The organism is Bradyrhizobium manausense (genome assembly GCF_018130615.1).
Taxonomy (GTDB): Bacteria; Pseudomonadota; Alphaproteobacteria; order Rhizobiales; family Xanthobacteraceae; genus Bradyrhizobium; species Bradyrhizobium manausense_A.
This window is the reverse complement of the sequence record NZ_JAFCKB010000013.1, coordinates 169,218-190,119: the sequence shown is the minus strand read 5'-3', so window position 1 is coordinate 190,119 and position 20,902 is coordinate 169,218. Positions and strand designations below refer to the sequence as shown.

At 64.2% G+C, this 20,902-nt stretch carries 20 protein-coding genes; 2 read left to right on the top strand and 18 right to left on the bottom strand.

Features of this window, described 5'->3' with window-relative positions:
- Positions 1-60: 60 nt before the first annotated feature.
- Positions 61-1,482 (bottom strand): amidase, encoded by a 1,422-nt coding sequence (locus JQ587_RS23795; RefSeq protein ID WP_212426896.1) that lies wholly within the window; start codon positions 1,480-1,482, stop codon positions 61-63.
- A 122-nt stretch (positions 1,483-1,604) separates the two neighbouring features.
- Between JQ587_RS23795 and JQ587_RS23790 the strand changes: the two genes are divergently transcribed.
- On the top strand, positions 1,605-2,492 hold the full coding sequence (locus JQ587_RS23790) for a LysR family transcriptional regulator (RefSeq protein WP_212426897.1): 888 nt from the start codon (positions 1,605-1,607) through the stop codon (positions 2,490-2,492).
- A 6-nt stretch (positions 2,493-2,498) separates the two neighbouring features.
- Here JQ587_RS23790 and JQ587_RS23785 read toward each other — a convergent pair whose 3' ends face one another.
- The 15 genes from JQ587_RS23785 to JQ587_RS23715 form a co-directional block, all read right to left on the bottom strand.
- A complete protein-coding gene (locus tag JQ587_RS23785; protein WP_212426881.1) occupies positions 2,499-3,434 on the bottom strand; it encodes a carbohydrate kinase family protein in 936 nt (311 codons plus the stop codon).
- A 5-nt stretch (positions 3,435-3,439) separates the two neighbouring features.
- Positions 3,440-5,086: an FGGY-family carbohydrate kinase gene (locus JQ587_RS23780; RefSeq protein ID WP_212426880.1), complete on the bottom strand. Its 1,647-nt coding sequence runs from the start codon at positions 5,084-5,086 to the stop codon at positions 3,440-3,442.
- A gap of 38 nt (positions 5,087-5,124) precedes the next feature.
- Positions 5,125-5,898, bottom strand: a complete 774-nt coding sequence (locus tag JQ587_RS23775) for an SDR family NAD(P)-dependent oxidoreductase (RefSeq protein WP_212300515.1) — start codon at positions 5,896-5,898, stop codon at positions 5,125-5,127.
- Positions 5,899-5,929: 31 nt separating this feature from the next.
- The gene (locus JQ587_RS23770; RefSeq protein ID WP_212300514.1) at positions 5,930-6,937 is read right to left on the bottom strand and encodes an ABC transporter ATP-binding protein; all 1,008 of its coding nucleotides are present in this window, start codon (positions 6,935-6,937) and stop codon (positions 5,930-5,932) included.
- Between the two features lie 16 nt (positions 6,938-6,953).
- Positions 6,954-7,784 carry a carbohydrate ABC transporter permease gene (locus JQ587_RS23765; protein WP_212426879.1) on the bottom strand — a complete coding sequence of 277 codons (831 nt, stop codon included), beginning with the start codon at positions 7,782-7,784 and terminating at the stop codon, positions 6,954-6,956.
- Positions 7,785-7,788: 4 nt separating this feature from the next.
- Positions 7,789-8,661 carry a carbohydrate ABC transporter permease gene (locus JQ587_RS23760; protein ID WP_212300512.1) on the bottom strand — a complete coding sequence of 291 codons (873 nt, stop codon included), beginning with the start codon at positions 8,659-8,661 and terminating at the stop codon, positions 7,789-7,791.
- Positions 8,662-8,749: 88 nt separating this feature from the next.
- Positions 8,750-10,003, bottom strand: a complete 1,254-nt coding sequence (locus JQ587_RS23755) for an ABC transporter substrate-binding protein (RefSeq protein ID WP_249154488.1) — start codon at positions 10,001-10,003, stop codon at positions 8,750-8,752.
- A gap of 355 nt (positions 10,004-10,358) precedes the next feature.
- Positions 10,359-11,309, bottom strand: coding sequence for a sugar-binding transcriptional regulator (locus tag JQ587_RS23750; protein WP_212300510.1), 951 nt, complete (start codon positions 11,307-11,309; stop codon positions 10,359-10,361).
- Between the two features lie 6 nt (positions 11,310-11,315).
- On the bottom strand, positions 11,316-11,978 hold the full coding sequence (locus JQ587_RS23745; protein ID WP_212426877.1) for an HAD family hydrolase: 663 nt from the start codon (positions 11,976-11,978) through the stop codon (positions 11,316-11,318).
- Positions 11,979-12,058: 80 nt separating this feature from the next.
- Positions 12,059-13,978, bottom strand: a complete 1,920-nt coding sequence (locus JQ587_RS23740) for a nitric oxide reductase activation protein NorD (RefSeq protein ID WP_212426876.1) — start codon at positions 13,976-13,978, stop codon at positions 12,059-12,061.
- A 3-nt stretch (positions 13,979-13,981) separates the two neighbouring features.
- Positions 13,982-14,791 carry a CbbQ/NirQ/NorQ/GpvN family protein gene (locus JQ587_RS23735; RefSeq protein WP_212426875.1) on the bottom strand — a complete coding sequence of 270 codons (810 nt, stop codon included), beginning with the start codon at positions 14,789-14,791 and terminating at the stop codon, positions 13,982-13,984.
- A gap of 63 nt (positions 14,792-14,854) precedes the next feature.
- On the bottom strand, positions 14,855-16,201 hold the full coding sequence (locus JQ587_RS23730; RefSeq protein ID WP_212300506.1) for a cbb3-type cytochrome c oxidase subunit I: 1,347 nt from the start codon (positions 16,199-16,201) through the stop codon (positions 14,855-14,857).
- Positions 16,202-16,240: 39 nt separating this feature from the next.
- A complete protein-coding gene (locus JQ587_RS23725) occupies positions 16,241-16,693 on the bottom strand; it encodes a c-type cytochrome (protein WP_212300505.1) in 453 nt (150 codons plus the stop codon).
- A 114-nt stretch (positions 16,694-16,807) separates the two neighbouring features.
- Complete coding sequence (locus JQ587_RS23720) at positions 16,808-17,068, bottom strand: cytochrome C oxidase subunit IV family protein (protein WP_212426895.1); 261 nt, start codon at positions 17,066-17,068, stop codon at positions 16,808-16,810.
- Positions 17,068-17,646, bottom strand: a complete 579-nt coding sequence (locus tag JQ587_RS23715) for a cytochrome c oxidase subunit 3 family protein (protein ID WP_212426874.1) — start codon at positions 17,644-17,646, stop codon at positions 17,068-17,070. Before JQ587_RS23715 ends, JQ587_RS23720 begins: the two co-directional genes overlap by 1 nt.
- Before the next feature lie 174 nt (positions 17,647-17,820).
- Here JQ587_RS23715 and JQ587_RS23710 point away from each other — a divergent pair, with 174 nt between their 5' ends.
- On the top strand, positions 17,821-17,976 hold the full coding sequence (locus JQ587_RS23710) for a hypothetical protein (protein ID WP_167561242.1): 156 nt from the start codon (positions 17,821-17,823) through the stop codon (positions 17,974-17,976).
- A 122-nt stretch (positions 17,977-18,098) separates the two neighbouring features.
- On the opposite strand, the gene mmsB is transcribed toward JQ587_RS23710, so the two are convergent.
- Positions 18,099-19,289, bottom strand: a complete 1,191-nt coding sequence (gene mmsB, locus JQ587_RS23705) for a multiple monosaccharide ABC transporter permease (protein WP_212300503.1) — start codon at positions 19,287-19,289, stop codon at positions 18,099-18,101.
- Positions 19,286-20,863, bottom strand: a complete 1,578-nt coding sequence (gene mmsA / locus JQ587_RS23700; protein ID WP_212300502.1) for a multiple monosaccharide ABC transporter ATP-binding protein — start codon at positions 20,861-20,863, stop codon at positions 19,286-19,288. The genes mmsB and mmsA overlap by 4 nt, the downstream gene beginning before the upstream one ends.
- Positions 20,864-20,902: the final 39 nt, after the last annotated feature.

Here is a 20,902-nt window from a genome sequence, read left to right as displayed (position 1 = left end):
CGGCACGATCAACATGTCCGGACGCCGGACGCAAGTCCTTTGCAGACCATCGTCATCCCCTCAAGCCGGCCGGCGGGCGAGAAGGTCGTGCGAGGCCTCGAACAGCGCGCTGGCACGCAGCAATTCCGCATCACGGCGAAAGCGCCCGACGAGTTGGAGCCCGATCGGCAGACCGTCGCGGCCGAAGCCGCAGGGCAGACTGATCGCGGGGTGGCCGGTCATGTTGAACGGCATGGTCCAGGGGAACCAATGCGGCCGGACGCTGTCGAACTGCCGGCCATCGATCTCGATTTTGCCGAACAGGTCCTGGTCGACCGGCAGCGCGGTGCGGGTGATGGTCGGCATCGCCAACAGATGCCCGCGCACAAGCAGGGATTGCACGCGACGGAACAACGCCGTGCGCGCGAACATCGCCTCCTGATAGTCAACGCCGCTGACATTGGTCGCCAGCGCGATCTGCTTGACGAAGGCTTCGCTGAGGGCGCTGCCATGTTCGGCCACCAACTTCGAAAAGCGCGAGCGCCAGACGGTATGGTTGATGGCGCGCCAGATCGGCTCGACATCGTAGCCCTCGCCGGAGAACTCTTCGAGCTCGGCGCCGAGATTGGCGAGCCGATCGAGACTCGCCTTGAAGGCCGCGGCAACGTCTGACGACACCGGGCGTCCCGGCGGCGAAGCACAGAACAGGATTTTCTGCCCGCGCAGGTCGCCGCGCGCAGCTGCAGTGCCGATAAAATCGGGCACGGGCACGCCGATCGACCAGGGATCGCAGGCATCCTCGCCGGCCATTGCCTGCATCATCAAGGCGGTATCGGCGACGGTGCGCGTCGTCGGGGTGACATAGGTCTGGTTGCCGAACGCGTCCAGCGCCTGGCTGTGCGCGATCACGCCGTTGCTCTGCTTCAGCCCGACCACGCCGTTGCAGGCAGCGGGGATGCGCGTAGAGCCGCCACCATCAGTCGCGATCGCCAGCGGCGCGATGCCGCTCGCCACGGCCACCGCCGCTCCGCCGCTGGAGCCGCCGGACGAACGCTCTGCGCTCCAGGCATTACGAGTCCGGCCGAACAACGGCGAGTCGGTCAGGCACTTGCTGCCAAATTCCGGCGTCGTGGTCTTGCCGATCAGGATTGCGCCCTCGCTGCGCAGTTTGGCGAACGCGACGGCGTCCTCGGTGGGGACGTTGTCCTTGTAGGGAACGGCCCCGAATGTGGTCTTCACACCCTTGGTGTTGACGATGTCCTTGACGGTAACGGGAAGCCCATGCAGCAGGCCGAGCGGCTCGCCCGTCATCACCTTGCGCTCGGCCGAGCGCGCCGCTTCCATCGCCTCGTCGCCACAGAGAGTGATGAAGCAATTCAGCTCGGGCTGGAGCGCCTCGGCGCGCGCGAGCACGGCGCGGGTGATTTCGACGGGGGAAATCTGCTTATTCGCAATCAGAGGACGCAATTCGGTCGCGGACAGCAGGCAGGGATCGCCATTCATCGTCAGATCGTGCTCCGAAGCGGCCCTCATTGGCCTCATGCATTGACAGCGAGAATGACAGTTTTGTTAACTCGCCGTCCAATACGATTTTGGTCGTAAACCCATACGGTTTCGGTATGCCTATAGATCTTCGCCGTCTCCGCTATTTCGCCGCAGTGGCCGAGGCTCGCAGCGTCGGCAAGGCTGCCGAGCGGCTGCGGATGGCGCAACCGCCGCTCTCGGTCCAGATCCGCAAGCTCGAGGCCGAAGTCGGCGCGCCGCTGTTCCACCGCGGCACACGCGGCATGGAGCTTACGGACGCGGGTCAGGCGCTGTTGGCGCGTGCCGGCGAGGCGCTGGCGCTGGCGGCCGACGGCATCGAGGCCGCGCGTGCGGTCGCAGCCGGGCGGCGCGGTCGGATCTCGGTCGGCTACATGTTCGTGTTGGCGAACGCCGTGCTGCCGCGATTGATCCCCGAACTGCGGCGATCCATTCCCGGCGTCGATATCGATTTCGTCGATCTCAGCGCATCGACGCGCGAGGCGCGGCTGCTCGACCGCAGCGTCACGGTCGCGCTATGCATGCCGGCGATCCACCACCCTGAAATCCAGGTGGCCCTGATCGGCGCGCAACGCTTCATGCTGGCGATGCCGAACCGTTCGCCGCTCGCGCGTCTCGGCGCCGTGCCGATGACACGGTTGCAGGGACGTCCGCTGATTGCGCTGCCGCCACCGGAGCGGGACCCAGCCTCTTCCGCCGTCGCGGCCCTGCTGCGGCGGCATCAGATCGTGATGCCGATCGCAAGCCGCGTGGAGACGGCGCATTCGGCGATGAGCTTGGTTCTCGCCGGCGAAGGGCTTGCGATCCTGCCAGCCTGCGCCAAGCTCGGGGCCCCGCGCGGCATCGTGTTCCGGCCGCTGCGGGAGGCCGCCGATCGCATCGACATCGCAGTGTGCTGGCGGCGGGACTCCCAAAGCCCGCTGATCCCCAAATTTCTGAAATGCGCCGAGAAAGTCGTCGCGCGGCTGTGAGGCCGCCTACCAGCTCCAGCTGATCTCGCGGCTCCAGGGCGGATCAGCACCCGGTCGCGTGCAGGTCAGACCAGCGCAATTGGCGGCAAAGGACAGCGCCCGGCGGAGTTCATCAGTACCGATGTCCTTGAGTTGCTGCCGGGCGAGACGCCCCTGCTTGTGCAGAGCAAACAGCAACGCCGCCTGAAAGCTGTCGCCGGCGCCGATGGTGTCGGCGACCTCTATTTTCGGCGCCTCAACCTCGATCTGCCCTGCCTTTGCATGCCAAGCGATGGCGCCGTCGTTGCCGCGGGTGATGACGACAAGACTTGTGCCCTGCCCCAGCAGCGCCCTTGCGCGCTGCTGATACGGCTCCTCGTCGAAGAGATAAGCGAAGTCGACATCCGACATCTTGATGAGATCGGCGCCGGCGGCGAATTCGGCCATGCGCGCGAGATAAGCCGGCTTGTCCTTGACGAGATTGGGGCGGCAGTTCGGGTCGAAGGATATCGTAGACGAGGCCTTCGCGTCCGCGATCAGCGCCGTTGTTTCGGCGGCGCCCTGGTCATTGACCAGCGTGGTCGAGCCGACATGGACAGCTTCGACTGCACCGAACGGGATGGTGCCGCGCCGAAAAGTCCAATTCCGCGTCGCGGTCTCGGCGTCATAGAAGGCGTAATGTGACTCGCCGGCGACAATGCGGACGAAGGCGAGCGTGGTCTGATAGTCGCTGCGGGTGGCGAGGCTCAGCTGGACGTTCGAGGCAGCGGCATGGTCGGCGATCATTCGCCCGAACAGGTCGGTCGAGATCCCGCCGACAAACCCGGTCGGGGCGCCGAGCCGCGCGATGCCGATGGCGACGTTGAGACAAGAGCCGCCGACCGCCGGCATCACGGCTTCGCGTCCATCAACGTTCTTCGTCGGCACGAAATCGATCAGCGCATCGCCGCAGGAAATCAGCATGTCTCTTAGCCCTTGACGATGTCGCGCATCGCCGCGCGACTGCCGCGATCGACCTCGCGCAACAGCTTATAGACCTCGCGCTTCCTGGTGTGAAATTCCGCCATGTCGGGCGCGGTCGGCTCGCTCTTGCGTCCGAGCGCCGACATCTTGGCCATGGTCTCGCCGATCGAGGCATAGGCGCCGCCCGCGACTGCGCCAAGCATCGCGGCCCCCAGCAGTACCGGCTCCTTGGTCTGCGGCAGCGCGACGGTGAGGCCTGTGGTGTCAGCCATGATCTGCCGCACCAAGGGACTACGGCTCGCGCCGCCGCCCATGATCATGATGCCAGCATGCACATCATGTGCGGCAAAGGCTTCGATCACCTCGGCGAGGCCATAGGCGAGCCCGCACAGACCCGCGACGAACAGCCGCTCCATCGAGCTGACGTCCGTATCGAGATCGAGGCCCGCGATCACCGCGCGGGTATCGGGGTCGGCATAGGGCGAGCGGTTGCCGATGAACTCAGGGAGCACGTGGACATCACGCGCCAGCAGCGCAGCGCGGCTGGCATCGCCGGCGCGTGCGATGATGCGGCGCTCGAGAAACTCGATGAGGTCGACGCCCTCGCTGCGCGCCGCGGCACTCGCTTCCGCATGGCCGGGATGCGACTTGAGGAGATGGTCGATCGCCGCGCCCGCGGCTGACTGGCCGCCCTCGTTGAGCCAGAAGTCCGGCACCATGCCGGAATAATAGGGACCCCAGACGCCAGGCACGAAGCAGGGCTCCTTCGTCGTCGCCATGATGCAGGCCGACGTACCCATGATATAAGCGAGCCGATCGCTGACATCGGCGGCTCCGCCCGATCCGTCTCGCCCCCCGATCGCGCCGATGCCGCCGGCATGAGCGTCGATCAAGGAGGCACCCACCGGCGTTCCCGGAGAGAGACCGAGATCGGCGGCGGCCGTGCGGATGAGACCCGAGCCGAGCCGCGTGCCGGGCGCGACGATCTTGGTGCCGATGCGGGCGTAGTTCTCGTTGACGAAGTCGGACAGGCCGATGCGCTTGAAGAACGGGGCACTCCAGCCGCCGCCATCATGCGCGAGATAGTTCCATTTGCAGGTGACGGTGCAGGTCGAGCGCTGGAGCGAGCCGGTGGCGCGCCAGGTCAGATAATCCGCCAGATCGAAAAAGTGTCCGGCCGCGTCGAAGCTCGCGCGCAGATGCCGCTTCAGCCACAACAGTTTTGGCATCTCCATCTCGGGCGAGATCGAACCGCCGACATAGCGCAGCACAATGTCGGAAGTTTCGTTGATGAGACGGGCCTCCGCGACGGCGCGATGATCCATCCAGACGATGACGTTGCGCTGCTTGTCGCCGGAGGCGCTGACCGTGACCGGCTCACCCTTGATATCGAGCACCACCAGGGAACAGGTCGCATCGAAGCCGATGCCGCCGACGCTGTCCGGCGCAATCGCCGCCTCGGCCATCGCTGCCCGCACCGATTTGACACAGGCCTCCCAGATGTCCTGCGACGACTGCTCGACGATGTCGCCGGCCTCCTGCCAGATCCGGATCGGATGCTTGGCGGTCGCAAGCAGCATGCCCGCCCCGTCAAAAACCCCTGCCCGCGTGCTCGTGGTCCCCACGTCGACGCCGATATACGCTCGCGGCATTGTCGCTCCCGGTCGCTTCCGTCAATTTCGACGCAAGCCTACCAGCAAGTGTAGCCGCCATCCACCAGCACGATGCTGCCGGTCATCAGGCTGGCGGCCTCGGAAGCCAGAAACAGCACCACCGAGGCGATTTCCTCGACCTGCCCCATCCGCGCCATCGGAGTTCCACCGATCCAGGCGTCGTACATCTTGGCGTTGCTCTTCACGAATGCGTTGAGCGGCGTCTCGATATAAGTCGGGGCTACCGCATTGACGCGGATGCCGCGCGCGCCCCATTCGGCGGCGAGCGACTTGGTCAGATGGTGCACGCCGGCCTTGGAGGCATTGTAGAAGCACTGTTCCTGCGGCTTGTTGACGATGAAGCCGGACATCGAGCCGACATTGACGATGGCGCCGCTCTTGGCCTTCAGCATGTGCTTGCCGAACTCGCGGCAGCACCAGAAGGTGCCGTTGAGGTTGACGTCGATGACGTTGAGCCAGTGCTCGTCGGTGACGGTCTCGGCCGGCGTCTCGCTGCGCGCAATGCCGGCATTGTTGACGAGGATATCGACCTTGCCGTGGCGGGCGATGAGGTCGTTCGCGACCTCCCCCACCCGCTTGGTGTCAGTGACGTCCATGATCGCGGTCTCGATGTCAAAACCCTTTGCCTTCAGGCTGGCCTTGGCATCGCCGGCGACCTTGCTGTCGCGGTCGCCGATGATGACCTTGGCACCGGCTTCGGCCAGCGCTTCGGCGCAGGCCAGGCCAATGCCCTGGCCACCGCCGGTGATGAACGCGGTCTTGCCGCTCAGCTTGAACTTTTCCAGATACATGGTCGTCTTTCCGTTGTCTTGCCGTTTCTTGTTAGTTCCGAAGCGCGTTGCCGCTCGCGTCAAACCGGTGAATGCGGGCGGGGTCCGGCACCAGCGACACACGATCGCCGGCATGCAGGCTCAATTCGCCGATGTAGCGTGCGGTCAGCATCCCGAGCGGCCCGGCATCGACGTAGAGAAAGGTGTCGCTACCGAGATGCTCGGCAACCGCGATCGTGCCTTGCCAGCCGCCGGTGCCGTCACGATCGATCTTGAGATGCTCCGGCCGCACGCCGATCGTGGCCGCACCCTTCTGCGCAGCGCTGTCGCCGGTGACGAGATTCATCTTGGGCGAGCCGATGAAGCCGGCGACGAAGAGATTGGCGGGCCGCTCATACAGCTCCAGCGGCGAACCGTATTGCTCGATCTTGCCGCCGTTGAGCACGACGATCTTGTCGGCCATGGTCATGGCCTCGACCTGGTCATGGGTGACGTAGATCGCGGTGGTGCCGAGCTGCTTCTGCAGCCGTGTCACCTCGATGCGCATCTGCACGCGCAGCGCAGCGTCGAGATTGGACAGCGGCTCGTCGAACAGGAACGCCTTGGGTTCGCGCACGATGGCGCGGCCGATGGCGACGCGCTGGCGCTGGCCGCCGGAGAGCTCGCGCGGCTTGCGCTCGAGATAGGGCGTGAGGTTGAGCGTTGCAGCGGCGGCCTCGACCTTGCGGTTGATCTCGTCCTTGCGCAATCCCGCCATCTTCAGGCCGAAGCCGATATTGCCGCGCACGCTCATATGCGGATAAAGCGCGTAAGACTGGAACACCATCGACAGCCCGCGCTTGGCAGGCGGCGTGTCGACGACGTTCTTGCCATCGATCAGGATGCTGCCGCCGGTGACGTCCTCGAGCCCCGCGATCAATCGTAGCAGCGTGGTCTTGCCGCAGCCGGAGGGACCGACGAAGACGACGAAGGAGCCGTCGGCAATTTCGAGATCGGCGCCCTTGATGATGTGCACGGGGCCGAAGGATTTTTGTACGCCCTGAAGTGTGATCTGACCCATGATCCGGCAGCCCCTTTTACTTCACCGCGCCGAAGGTCAGCCCACGCACGAGCTGCTTCTGGCTGAACCAACCGAGGACGAGAATGGGCGCGATCGCCAGCGTCGAGGCCGCCGATAGCTTGGCCCAGAACAGTCCTTCCGGACTGGAATAGGACGCGATGAACGTGGTGAGCGGCGCGGCATTCGAGGTCGACAAATTGAGCGTCCAGAACGCCTCGTTCCAGGCCAGGATCAGATTGAGCAGCAAGGTCGACGCAAGGCCCGGGATCGCCATCGGCGTCAGCACATAGACGAGCTCGCGGCCGATGGTGGCGCCGTCCATACGCGCGGCTTCCAGGATGTCGCGCGGGATCTCCTTGAAATAGGTGAAGAGCATCCAGATCACGATCGGCAGATTGCCGAGGCAGAGAATGAAGACAAGCCCGATGCGGGAATCGAGCAGACCGAAGGTCTTGTAGATCAGGTAGATCGGCACCAGCACGCCGACCGGCGGCATCATCTTGGTCGAGAGCATCCAGAGCAGGATGTCCTTGGTGCGCTTGGTCGGCGAGAACGCCATCGACCAGGCCGCAGGGATTGCAATCAGCAGCGCAATCAGCGTTGAGCCGCCGGCGATGATGATCGAGTTCATGGCATGCAGCAGGTAATCGCTGCGCTCCTGCACCGTGGCGTAGTTCTCCGTGGTCCAATGGAAGAACAGGAACGATGGCGGAATGGCGAAGGCCTCGAGCTCGGTCTTGAAGCTTGCCAGCACCATCCAGAGGATCGGAAAGAAGATCAGGAAGCCGAAGAACCAAGCTCCGATCGTCGAGACCACCACACGCTGCGTCGTTGACTTGCGCGCCATGATTTCAGGCTTCCAGGTTGCGGCCGACGATGCGGACGAGGAAGAAGGCGACGATGTTGGCGATCACCACAGCGACGAGACCACCTGCGGAGGCGCTGCCGACGTCGAACTGGATCAGCGCCTGTGAATAGATCAGGAAGGCGATGTTGGTGGTTTGCAGGCCCGGCCCGCCGCCGGTGGTGACGAAGATCTCCGCGAACACCGTCAGCAGGAAGATGGTCTCGATCAGGATCACCACGGTGATCGGGCGCGCCAGGTGCGGCAGCGTGATGTAAATGAAGGTCGAGACGGCGCTCGCGCCATCCATTTCGGCCGCCTCCTTCTGCTCCTCGTCGAGGGACTGCAGGGCGGTGAGGAGAATCAGCGTCGCGAACGGCAGCCATTGCCAGGCCACGATCAGGATCACCGAGAATAGTGGCACGTCGTTGAACCAGTCGACCGGCGTCAACCCGACCACCTTGGCGAGCCAGGCGAACAGTCCGGACACCGGGTGCATCAGCAGGTTCTTCCAGACCAGCGCGCTCACGGTCGGCATCACGAAGAACGGTGCGATCACCATCAGCCGGACGAAGTTGCGGCCGATCACGGGCTGATCGAGCAACAGCGCCAGGGGAATGCCGAGCAGAATCGTGAGCCCCAGCACCGAGCCGACCAGCACCAGCGTGTTCTGGAGTGAAGCGAGGAAGGCGGGATCGGTGAGGAAGTAGCGGAAATTCTCAAGACCAACGAACGATTCCGATCCAGGATCGAGCAGGCTGTAGTGCAGCGTCGAAAAATAGAGCGTCAGCGCGAGCGGGACGATCATCCAGATGAACAGCAGCCCGACGGCCGGGGTCAGAAGCGACCGCGCAAGGAATTGCGTCTGCCGGGTTGCCATCTTTGGCGTCTCCGCTTGGAGGAAGAAGGCGGCCATCCATCCGGGGTTGGAGGATGGCCGCAAGTGTGAGCTCAGGGAGAGCTCGGGTCTACTTGATGTAACCGGCGCGCTTCATTTCGCGTTCGGTCGCCGTTTGCGCGGCGGCGAGCGCCGCATCGACCGTCATCGAGCCCGCAAGCGCTGCGGAGAATTGCTGCCCCACCTGCGTGCCGATGCCCTGGAATTCGGGGATCGCAGCATATTGCACGCCGACGTAAGGCACCGGCTTCACGGTCGGCTTGTTCGGATCGGCCGCGTCGATCGAGGCCAGCGTCATCTTGGCGAAGGGCGCGGCCTTCAGATACTCAGGGTTCTGGTAGAGCGAGGTGCGCGTGCCCGGCGGCACGTTGGCCCAACCCTCCTTCGACGCGACGAGCTTGGTGTAATCCTTGCCGGTTGCCCAGGCGACGAACTTCTCGGCCGCTTCGGTCTTCTTCGAGCCGGCAGGGATCGCAAGACTCCAGGCCCACAGCCAGTTGGCGTTCTTGCCGAGCCCGGTGTTGGGCGCGAGCGCAAAGCCGACCTTGTCGGCGACCTTGGAATCCTTCGGATTGGTGACAAAGGAAGCCGCGACCGTCGCGTCGATCCACATCCCGCACTTGCCGGCGTTGAACAGCGCGAGATTCTCGTTGAAGCCGTTCGAGCTCGCGCCGGGAGGTCCGGCCTCCTTCATCAGATTGACGTAGGTGGTGAGCGTCGTCTTCCATTCCGGTGTGTTGAATTGCGGCTCCCATTTCTCGTCAAACCAGCGCGCGCCGTAAGAATTGGCCATCGCCGAGAGGAACGCCATGTTCTCGCCCCAGCCGGCCTTGCCGCGCAGACAGATGCCGTAGACGCCGGCGCTCTTGTCGGTCACCTTCTTGGCGGCGTCGATGACGAAATCCCAGGTCGGCTTTTCCGGCATCTTCAGGCCGGCCTTGTCGAACAGATCGGTGCGGTACATTACCATCGAGCTCTCGCCGTAGAACGGCGCGGCATAGAGCTTGCCGTCGGCCGAGACCGCATCCCTGATCTTCGGCAGCAGGTCGGCGACGTCGTAATCGGCGCCGAGATTGGCGAGCGGCACCAGCCAGCCCTTCTTGGCCCAGATCGGAACCTCGTAGGTGCCGATGGTCAGCACGTCGAACTGGCCACCTTTGGTGGCGATGTCGGTGGTAACGCGCTGGCGCAGCACGTTCTCCTCGAGCGTCACCCATTTCACCGAAATGTCGGGATTCGCCTTGGTGAATTCGCTGGTCAGGCCCTGCATGCGGATCATGTCGCCGTTGTTGACGGTGGCGATCGTCAGGGTCGTTTCGGCCATCGCGGGGACGGCAAGCAATACGGACGCGCCGCAGACGGCGCCCAGAACGTGTTTCACGGTGACCTCCCTAGCCCGCGCTCTTGAGCATATGCCCACGCGTTGAGCGTATGTTCGGACGAGGCCTGGCGCTTGTCAAGCAGGCTCGCAAGCGTTCCAGCAACTTATGAGTGCTGCGGTGCGGGAGATCGTGCCCCACTCACGACTGTCATGCTCCGCGAAAGCGGGGCATCCAGGACTCCGTGTCGTCTATTGGTTTGCCCCAAGCTTGGCTGCGGCGTACTGGGTCGTCCGCCCCAATTCGCAACTGCGCACAAGGCGGACGATGACAGTCGTAGGCGAGGGACGGCCGCCTGCCTCAGCGCTCCAGGATCGCCCGCGCGGTCGTCTCGTCGGTGATCAGGCCGTTGATCAGCGCCCCGTTCAGCGCCGCCGCGATCGCCGGCACCTTGGCCGCGCCGACCGCCGCACCGATCGTCGTGGTCCTCGCCGGCACTTCCGGCGGAATGCTGGTGAGGCGCTTGTTGGTGCCGGCCTTGAGCAGGCGCCCCTTGGAATCATAGGCCCAGCCAGTGATCTCGCCGATGGCGCCCTGCCGCATCATCTCGAACAATTCATCGCGCGTGACGAAGCCGTCGACGTGGATCTGCGCCTTCTGGTCCATCTGCCCGATGCCGACGAGGCGCAAATCGGCCTTGGCAGCCACGGCCTTCACCTTGGCGATCGGCTCGATCCGCACCATCTTGTTGCGCTCGTCCTCCGAAGACATCAGGAACGGCAGCGGCATCGGATAATGCCGCGCGCCGGTGCGGTCGGCGAGCCGGCCGACGGTGTCGTAGAAGCTCGCCGAGCCGTCCGCGGAGATGTTGCCGACCAACGAGACGATCTGATGGTTCGGCCGGTCGATCGGCGTGACGCGCTCGACCGCGGCGCGCACCGCGCGCCCCGTGCCGAGCGCTACGATCACGGGCGTCTCCGAGCGCAGCGTCGCGTCGAGCAGATTGGCGCAACGTTCGGCGATGCCGGCGGTGGCCTGCGGTGCTGCAGGATCGGCCGGGACCACCTCGCAATGGCTAAGGTCAAACCGCTCCTTCAACTGCGCCGCCAGTTCCATGCAGGCGGCGATCGGGTGTTCGAGCCGGAAGGTGATGAGACGCTCGGCAAGGCATAGCGACACCAGCCGCTGCGCCGAGGCGCGCGACACCTGGAGCATCTTTGCGATCTCGTCCTGGGTGTGGCCAGCAATGAAATAGAGCCAGCCGGCACGCGCGGCGTCGTCGAGTCTCGATTTTTCGTTCTCGGCGGCCATGCGGCCTCACGCCCCCCAGAAATCGCTCATCTGCGCGAAGACCCGATCGGCCCCGGCGGCGGACAATATAGCGCGGCCATCGCGGCTACGGTAATGGCCACCTCCGACAAATCCCCAGACCATCATCCCTGCCGCCCTGGCGGCCTGCACGCCGCTGACGCTGTCCTCGATCACCAGGGTGCGCGCAGGTTTGGCGCCCATCTTCTCAGCCGCGTGGAGGAAGAGATCCGGCGCCGGCTTGCCATGCCGGACCATCTGCGCGGTGTAGAGCCGGTCACCGAAATGCTGTGCGAGGCCGGTGACATCAAGTGACAACGAGACGCGGTCGAGGTCGCTCGACGATGCGACGCAGCACGGCGCCTTCAATTCGGACAGCACTGTGTCGACGCCGGGAATCGGCTGGAGCGCTCCGGAAAACGTCTCCAGCACGCGCCCCTTCAGGCGCGGAATGAAATCGTCGGGCAGTACCTGCCCGTGGTCACGATAATGCTGCTCGATCGCCTTCGTACTGCGTCCGAGGAAAAGCTCGAGCGCTTGCACCACACTGAGCTGAAAGCCGAACTCCGCCAGCACATCGGACAGGCAACGACAGCTCAACAGCTCGCTATCGACGAGCACGCCGTCGCAATCAAAGATGATCAGATCGGGTTTTGGCCGGCCCTGGTCCATCCGGTCATTCGATCATATACCCACCTGATGGGCAATAGTTCACAAGGGGCGCGGCCCCCAAGGGATTTTAGCCCGCTCGTTCAATGGGCCACCTGCCGATAGATCGCCGGTAACGCAGCCGGCAGCCGCTGGATATTGCCGACGATGGCGTAGCCGCCGCGGCCGAACAGCGTCGGGAAATAGGACTGCGCGGTGACATCGACCGTCACGCCGAACACGGCGACGCCGAGCCGGCGCGCTTCCTGCACGGATTTGCGGGTGTCCTCGAGCGCAAAGCGCCCCTCGTAGTGATCGACATCGTTCGGCTTGCCGTCGGTGAGAACGAGCAGCAGCTTCTTGCGCTGCGGCTGGCGGGCAAGCTCAGCCGAGGCATGTCGCACCGCGGCGCCGATCCGGGTGTAATAGCCCGGCTTGAGTGCGCCGATGCGACGCTCCACCGCTCCACCCATCGGCTCACCGAACGCCTTGACCGTCTCGAGCCGCACCCAGTTTCGGCGGCGCGAGGTGAAGGTGAGAATGTTGTGGTGGTCGCCGCAGGCGGAAAGGCCGTGCGCAAGCACGAGCAGCGCCTCCTTCTCGACGTCGAGCACGCGATAGCCATCGACCCAGGCGTCCGTCGAGAGCGAGACGTCGACAAGCAGCGTGACGGCCAGATCATGGCCCTGCGGCCGCATCGCCATGTGGACGCGATCCATGCCACCATTGCTGCTACCGGCGCGCAAATCGCACCGCGCGCGCACGAGTGCATCGAGATCGAGGTCGTGTCCGTCGGCCTGGGCGCGCAACAATTCATGACGTGGCCGTAACACCTCGAAGCGCCGACGCACCTGGCGAATGCGACGGCGCATGGCATCATCAGGCGTCCAGCTTTCACCTCGCTCGGAAGCCTCCCCCGCGAGCACGCGGCAATGATCGGGCAGATAGGATCCGCTGCGATAATCCCATTCGGGATAGGTCAGATCCGCGTTCAATCGTGACGCATCGAGCGCTTCCGGCGGCAGGTCGAGATCGAATTTGAAGCGGCTCGCCGGCTTGCCGCTACGGCGGCTGAGCGTGATTTCCTCGAGATCGTCGGCGGCTTTCTGCGCGTCCTCGTCGTCGCTGTCGTCGGCCGGGCGGTCGACATTGACCATCTCGGCCATCGCCAGGATCTTCTCGAAACGGTTGAGCACGAAGGGATCGCGGCGGTTGGCGTTGTCTTCGCGTTCGCGCACGGCAAAGCGCTTGCGATTGTCCTGGGCCACAGCCTCCGAGCCGGCTGCGCACTCGTCGTCTCCGGAATGCACGGGTGACAGCTCACGCGTCCAGCAATCGCCCCAGAGCGGACACGGCAGAATCGAACGATAGCCCGGTGGCGCCTTGTCCGGCAGCGGGCCCGTACCCATCATCGCCGGCCACAGTCGGCCTGCGGGGGCCTTTCCGGCTCCGAGCAGGGCCAACACGATCTGCTCGACCTCCTGCTCGACGCGCGGCAAGGGGCGTTGCGGCCGGGCTCCTGCGGTTGCCGCGGCGAGCTGCGCATAGTCGGTAACGAGCCCGGGAAATTGCGTGAGCACCCAGACCGCCGTCTCGCTCGCCCGGCGCAGCACAAGAAGATCCCGCCGCAGCGGGTCGTCCTCCGTGATCGCCTCGACCGGCGCGGCGGCAAACCACGCGGCGAGCCAGCGATAGAGCGCGGCGTTCAGCGCGCGGTCGGGGAAAATTGCGATGCGGTCTGGCAGGAAGATGCTTGCGGCGTCGCGGCCCGGCTGCTCGAGACGCTCATCGCCGAGGCCAATGCGTTGCCGCCAGCCAAGCCGGTGGCCCGACTTGCGTGCGCCTGCGCTCGCGATCTGCACGCCTGTCTCACCGCCGAGCGCGCGGAACATGACAGCAATCCGGCCCCTCACCTCGGTGAGCGAGACCGCGTGATCATCGTGAACCGGATAACTCGCGGTGCCGCCGACCATCCGGTGCCAGGCGCGGCCGACCGTCTCCTCCAGTTCGAGGAAGTCGAGCATGGGTCACCCGATCACGGCGTGCGCGACATCCAGCAGCGCCGCCTTGACGTCGGCGTCATCGGTCAAAGGCTCGATCATGCCGGCAAGGACCGCGTCGGCGACTGGCGTACCCGCGGCGATCAGGGTCGCACAATAGACCACGAGCCGGGTCGAGACGCCCTCCTCCAGATCGTGTCCCTTGAGCGCACGCAACCGGCCGGCCAGCATGACCAATGGCCGCACGCGATCCAACGACAGCCCGCTCTCGGCGGATACCACAGCAATCTCCTGTTCGGCAGGCAGGAAGCCGAACTCAATGGCGACGAAACGCTGCCGCGTCGACGGCTTCAGCGCTTTCAGCAAGGTCTGATAGCCGGGATTGTAGGAGACCACGAGCATGAAGCTCTTGGGCGCAACGAGCTCCTCGCCGGTGCGCTCCAGCGGCAGGATGCGACGGTCGTCGGTGAGCGGATGCAGCACGACGGTGACGTCCTTGCGCGCCTCCACGACTTCGTCGAGATAGCAGATGCCGCCCTCGCGCACGGCGCGGGTCAGCGGACCGTCGGTCCATACGGTGTCGCCGCCCCGCAGCAGGTAGCGGCCGGTGAGATCGGCCGCGGTGAGGTCGTCGTGGCAGGCGACGGTGTGCAGCGGCAAGCCCAGCCGCGCGGCCATATGCGCGACGAACCGCGTCTTGCCGCAGCCGGTCGGCCCCTTCAGCAGCACCGGAAGCTGATTCCGCCAAGCATGCTCGAACAGCGCGCATTCGTTGCCGCTTGCGACATAGGCCGGGAGCGCGGGCGCCGAGGTCACGGTGTGAAGGGCAGGTTTCATGATGTCTCTCCGGACGTTCCAGGAAGCAGGCGGCCGCGGCGAACCGCGGCCGCCATTTCTTGTTTACTCAGCCGGTTGCAGCGCAGCCGGAATGACCGCCTGCTTCTCGCGGCCGGGCACGAGCACCGCCCAGACGAACATCAGCGCGGAGATGGCGACGAACGCACCGGAGCCGAGCCGGACCCAATAGAACATCGCGAGCTGGTCCTGCACGTCCATATAGCCCTGGCCGAGCACGCGCTGCAGGTGGACCTGGACCACTCCTGCGAAGGTCAGCGCGAACGTCATCACCATCATGGCCGTGCACATAATCCAGAAGCTCGTCATGGACAGCCACTGGTTATAGGGCGCACGCCCCTTGATCTGGGGAATCGCGTACGCCATCACCGACAGGTTCAGCATCACATAGGCGCCGAAGAAAGCGAGATGCCCGTGCGCGGCGGTCACCTGGGTGCCGTGGGTGTAGTAGTTCACCGACGACAGCGTGTGCAGGAAACCCCAGACGCCCGCACCCAGGAACGCCATCACCGAACAGCCGACCGACCACAATAGCGCAGCGCGGTTCGGATGCTTGCGGCCGGCCTTCCAGGTCATCTGCACGGTGAAGATCACCATGGTGAAGAACGGTGCGACCTCAAGCGTGGAGAACAGCGAGCCGATCCACTGCCAGTAGCCGGGTGCGCCGATCCAGTAGAAGTGATGGCCGGTGCCGAGGATGCCGGAGAACAGCGCAAGACCGATGATGACATAGAGCCACTTCTCCACAACCTCGCGGTCGATGCCGTTGAGCTTGATCATCAGATAGGCGAGCACGGAGGCCATGATCAGCTCCCACACGCCTTCGACCCAGAGATGGACGACGTACCACCAGTACATCTTGTCGACCGCGAGATTCGCCGGATTGTAGAAGGCGAACAGGAAGAAGATGGCGACGCCCCACAAACCGAACAGCAGGATGTTGGTCACCGTGGTCTTGCGGCCCTTGAGCGCCGTCATGGTCACGTTGAACAGGAACATCAGGCAGACGACGACGATGCCGACCTTGATGATGAAAGGCTGTTCGAGGAATTCGCGGCCCTCGTGATAGTGGAAGAGATAGCCGACCACCGCCACGCCTGCGGCTCCGAAGAACATCCAGAACTGGATTTTTGCGAGCAGCGGGCTGTACAGCTCCGTCTCGGTCTCCTCCGGCAGCAGATAGTAGGTCGCGCCCATGAAGCCGATCAACGACCACACGATCAGCGCGTTGGTGTGAATCATCCTGACGATGTTGAACGGCAGCAGCACCGACAACGTGTTGGGCAGGACGTAGATGGTCCCGGCGAGCAGGCCGAACAGGACCTGGGCCATGAACAAGGTCAGCGCGCCGTAGAAGTACAGCATCGCGACTTTCTGGGTCTGATATTTCATTTCGGGTTCTCTCTGTCTTGAAAGAAGAAAGCAGCGCGCTCAGCCGGCCTGGTTCGGCGGCCAGCTCTGACGCTTGATCGTGCTGGTCCATTGCAGGAAGTCGGCGAGATCATTGAGCTCCTGGTCGGTGAGGTTGAACTGCGGCATCTGCCGCCGGCCCGGCGCGCCCGAGGGCTGCGATTGCATCCAGGCCTTCAGCGTCTCGCGTGCAGCGGCCGGATCCTCCTTGCCACCCCAACGATCCCAGACGTTGCCGACTTCAGGCGCGAAATAAGCGCCCTCGCCCAGCAGCGTGTGACAGTTGATGCAGGAGTTGCGCTCCCAGACATGCTTGCCACGGGCGACCGACGACGTCAGCGTCGTCGCGTCCGTGGAGGTCGTGGCCATGTAGTAATGGCTGTGCGCCGTCAGTCCGATGAAGATGGCGAAGAAGAAGGCCGAGCCGCCGTAGAAGACGTTTCGAGCCGCCGACTTGGTCAGGCGTTCAGCCATTGCCAGTCCTTTCCGTTTGAGCCGTGGAGAAATACGATGCTGTGATTTATTGCCGATTGGCGTGGGTCGCTCTTTGACGAAGCGCAAGGAAAGCGACGATGCGCAGCGCCGCCGTCAAACCAGAGCGACGATCGCGGATGCGAGCCAGGCGAACAGCACGACGACGAGAACCCAGGCGCTGACGAGACCGCGCCAGAGCGCCGGTGCCGCGCGAAGATCGAGGAAGTCGAGCACGATACGGCGGCCCTTGAGCGCAGCGAAAGTCAGCAGAAGAGCATTCCCGAGCAATGGACGTGCGACGAGAGGTGGAACCAGAAGGGTTGCGAGCGCGAGGCCTATCAGCGCGATCCAGGTAAGATCGATGCGATCCGGAATCACTGCTGCACCAGATAGATGATCGGGAACATGACGATCCACAGCAGATCGACCATGTGCCAGAAGGCGGCTCCCGTCTCCACACCGGTCACGTTTGCCCCGCGGGAAACTACCGCCAAAATCACGATGCCGAGGCCGACATGCAGAAGATGGAAGCCTGTCAGGAGAAAATACAGCGTGAAGAACGGGCTGGTCTCGAGACCATTTCCTAGAGCGATCTCGCCGGCATATTCGAACAGCTTGATCGCGATGAAGAGAGTGCCGAGCGCCATCGCTCCGAACAGCCAACGGCGCGCAGTCTGCCTTTGGGAAGCGCGCGCGGAGGCCGTGGCGCGCGCCGCGGCCCAGCCGCTGGTCACCAGAACAAGAGTGTTGAGCCCGGCAAGGTGCGAATCAAGAGTAGCCTGCCCTGACGCGAACACCGCGGGATGGATCGCCCGGGCAACCATGAAGGCGCCAAGAAACAGGCCGAAGGCGGCGAGCTCGCTGAAAATCAGCACCCAGATCATGGGATCTCCGGGAAGATCTTCCAAGATGCCCCAGCCGGTCTCTCCTTGCTCGCAATCCGTCGCCGACATCTGATTCCCGCATCAAGACGCCGAATCGATATCTCACCGGCGCGGTTCCGACTTTGTCGCCGCACAAATAGTGCAACCGGACAGAGCGGCGTTTGCGCTAACGCAACGTCCCGCGGGCCTCTCCGCAATACCGTGGATTAATTCCAACGGCTCCAGACAACGGCAAATGACGACATGAGCGAAGCACAACTCGGGCTGATGACTGCCACGCCAATCATCATCGTCTTCGCCATCGCGCTGCGGCGCATGGGCGTGCTGTCGACAGTAGCGACCGTATCAGCGGTCAGCCTCTCCGTCGCCATCGCGACGGTGCTGTTCACGACCCAGTAATTCGTAGGGGGCAAAGCGACCGCCGCAAGCGGACGCGTGCCCACCATCTCTATCATGATCGTGGAAACAAGGTGGGCACGGCGCTTCGCGCCTTTGCCCATCTTACGGCACTGCCGATGCGGCTAGCGCCGCTGATTGTACACGTCGATGCACACCGCGCCGAGCAGCACCAAGCCCTTGATGACCTGCTGATAGTCGATGCCGATGCCGAGGATGGACATGCCGTTGTTCATTACGCCCATGATCATGGCGCCGACCACGGCGCCGCCGACGCGCCCGACGCCGCCATAGGCCGAGGCGCCGCCAATGAAGCAGGCCGCGATGACGTCAAGCTCGAAGCCGAGACCCGCCTTCGGGGTTGCGGTATTGAGGCGCGCGGCAAAGACGAGACCCGCGAGCGCGGCGAGCACGCCCATGTTGACGAACGTGAAGAAGGTCAGCCGTTCGGTCTTGATGCCCGACAAGCCCGCCGCCTTGGCGTTGCCGCCAACGGCATAGATCTGCCGGCCGATCACGGTGCGGCGGGTGACGAAGCCGTAGAGCGCGATCAGGGCGCTCATGATCACGAGCACATTCGGCAGGCCGCGATAAGTCGCGATCAGATAGGTGAAGTAGAGCACAGCACAGGCGAGCACGACGCTCTTGCCGAGGAAGAATGCGTAGGGCTCAACCTCGATGCCGTGCGACACCTCACGCGCGCGGCCTCTGGCGCTGGCATAGACCAGCCCCAGCGCCAGCACCGCGCCGATCAGCATGGACGTCGGATGTAGCGTGCCGGATTCGGGCAACAGCTCCGGAATGAAGCCCGACGACAGCTTCTGGAACGTCGATGGGAACGGCCCGAGCGACTGGCCCTGCAACACTGCGAGCGCTAGGCCCTTGAACACGAGCATGCCGGCCAGCGTCACGATGAAGGACGGAATCTTGAAATAAGCGACCCAATAGCCCTGCGCTGCGCCGATAGCCGCGCCGACCGCGAGGCAGGCGATGAAGGCGAGCGTGTAATCGACCTTGTAGGTCACCATGAGGAGAGCCGCGACGGCGCCCACGAAGCCCGCGACCGACCCGACGGAGAGGTCGATATGGCCGGTGACGATCACCAGCAGCATGCCCAGCGCCATGATGACGATGTAGCTGTTCTGGAGCACCAGATTGGTCAGATTGAGCGGCTGCAGCAGCGTGCCGCCGGTCATGACCTGGAAGAACAGCATGATCGCGATCAGCGACATCAGCATGCCGTAGTTGCGCAGATTGTTCTTGATGAAGCTGCCGTGCCGGCGCTCCTCGGGCAGCGACACCGTCTTGTCGGTCATGGCTGCGATCCTCCCATCTCCGCGGCCTCAGCCGCGCCGTTTCCGTTGCTTCGTTCGTTGCGCATGATGGCGCGCATGATCTTTTCCTGTGTCGCCTCAGCGCCCGGGAACTCGCCCACGAAGGCGCCGTCGTTCATGACGCAGATGCGGTCGCAGATACCGAGCAGTTCGGGCATCTCCGAGGAGATCACCACCACACCGCGGCCGGCCTCCGCAAGCTCGTTGATGATACAGTAAATCTCGTATTTGGCACCGACATCGATGCCCCTTGTCGGCTCATCCAGGATCAGAACCTTGGGATCGGTCATCAGCCATTTCGACAGCACGACCTTCTGCTGGTTCCCGCCGGAGAGCTGGCCGGTCTCCTGATAGACGTCGGAACAGCGGATGCGCATGCGGTTGCGGTAGTCGCTGGCGACCTTCAGCTCGGCAATGTCGTCGATCACCCGCCCCGGCGCAACCTGGTCGAGGCTTGCCAGGGTAATGTTCTTGCGGACGTCGTCGGCCAGGATCAGGCCAAGCTGCTTGCGGTCCTCGGTGACATAGGCAAGGCCGGCGTCGATCGCGGCTGCGACGCTCGGCAGCGCGATCTCATGGCCCTCCAGGGCGATGCGGCCACTGATATTGGTGCCCCAGGACCGGCCGAACAGGCTCATGGCGAATTCGGTACGGCCGGCGCCCATCAGCCCGGCGATGCCGACGACCTCGCCGCGCTTGACGCCGAAATTGACGTTCTTGATCACCTGCCGCTCGGGATGGATAGGGTGATAGACCGACCAGTTCGTGACCTCGAGCACGGATCCGCCAATCTTCGCGGTGCGCTCGGGGAAGCGATGGGCGAGATCGCGGTTGACCATGCTGCGGATGATGCGGTCTTCCTGGATCGGTTCGGCGCGGCAGTCGATGCCGTCGACGGTGCGGCCGTCGCGCAGCACGGTGATGTGGTCGGCGACACGGGCGACCTCGTTGAGCTTGTGCGAGATCAGGATCGAGCCGATGCCCTGCTCGCGGAACGCCATCAGCCGTTCCAGCAAGGCGGCGCTGTCGGCCTCGTTCAGGCTCGCGGTCGGCTCGTCCAGGATCAGCATCCGGACTCGCTTCGAGAGCGCCTTGGCAATCTCGACCAGCTGCTGCTTGCCGACGCCGATATCGGTAATCAGCGTATCCGGCGATTCCTTCAGGCCGACCTGCGCCAGCAGTTCGCGGGTGCGCCGATAGACCTCGTCGCGATCGATCACGCCGAATTTTGACGGCGGGTGCGACAGAAAGATGTTCTCCGCGATCGACATCAGCGGGATCAGCGCCAGTTCCTGGTGGATGATGATGATGCCCAGCGCCTCGGAATCGTTGATGTCGCGGAAGCGGCGCTCCTCGCCATCAAAAACAATGGTGCCCTCGTAGCTGCCTGCAGGGTAGACGCCGCTCAGCACCTTCATCAGCGTCGACTTGCCGGCGCCGTTCTCGCCGACCAGGGCGTGAATCTGACCGGCCTCGACTGAAAAATTGACGTCGCGCAGCGCCTGCACACCGGCAAAGCTCTTGCTGACGTTGCGCATCTCGAGCATGGCGGTCATCGTCGTTACGTCCTCTAGTGCCCGTGTGGGAACCCCGAC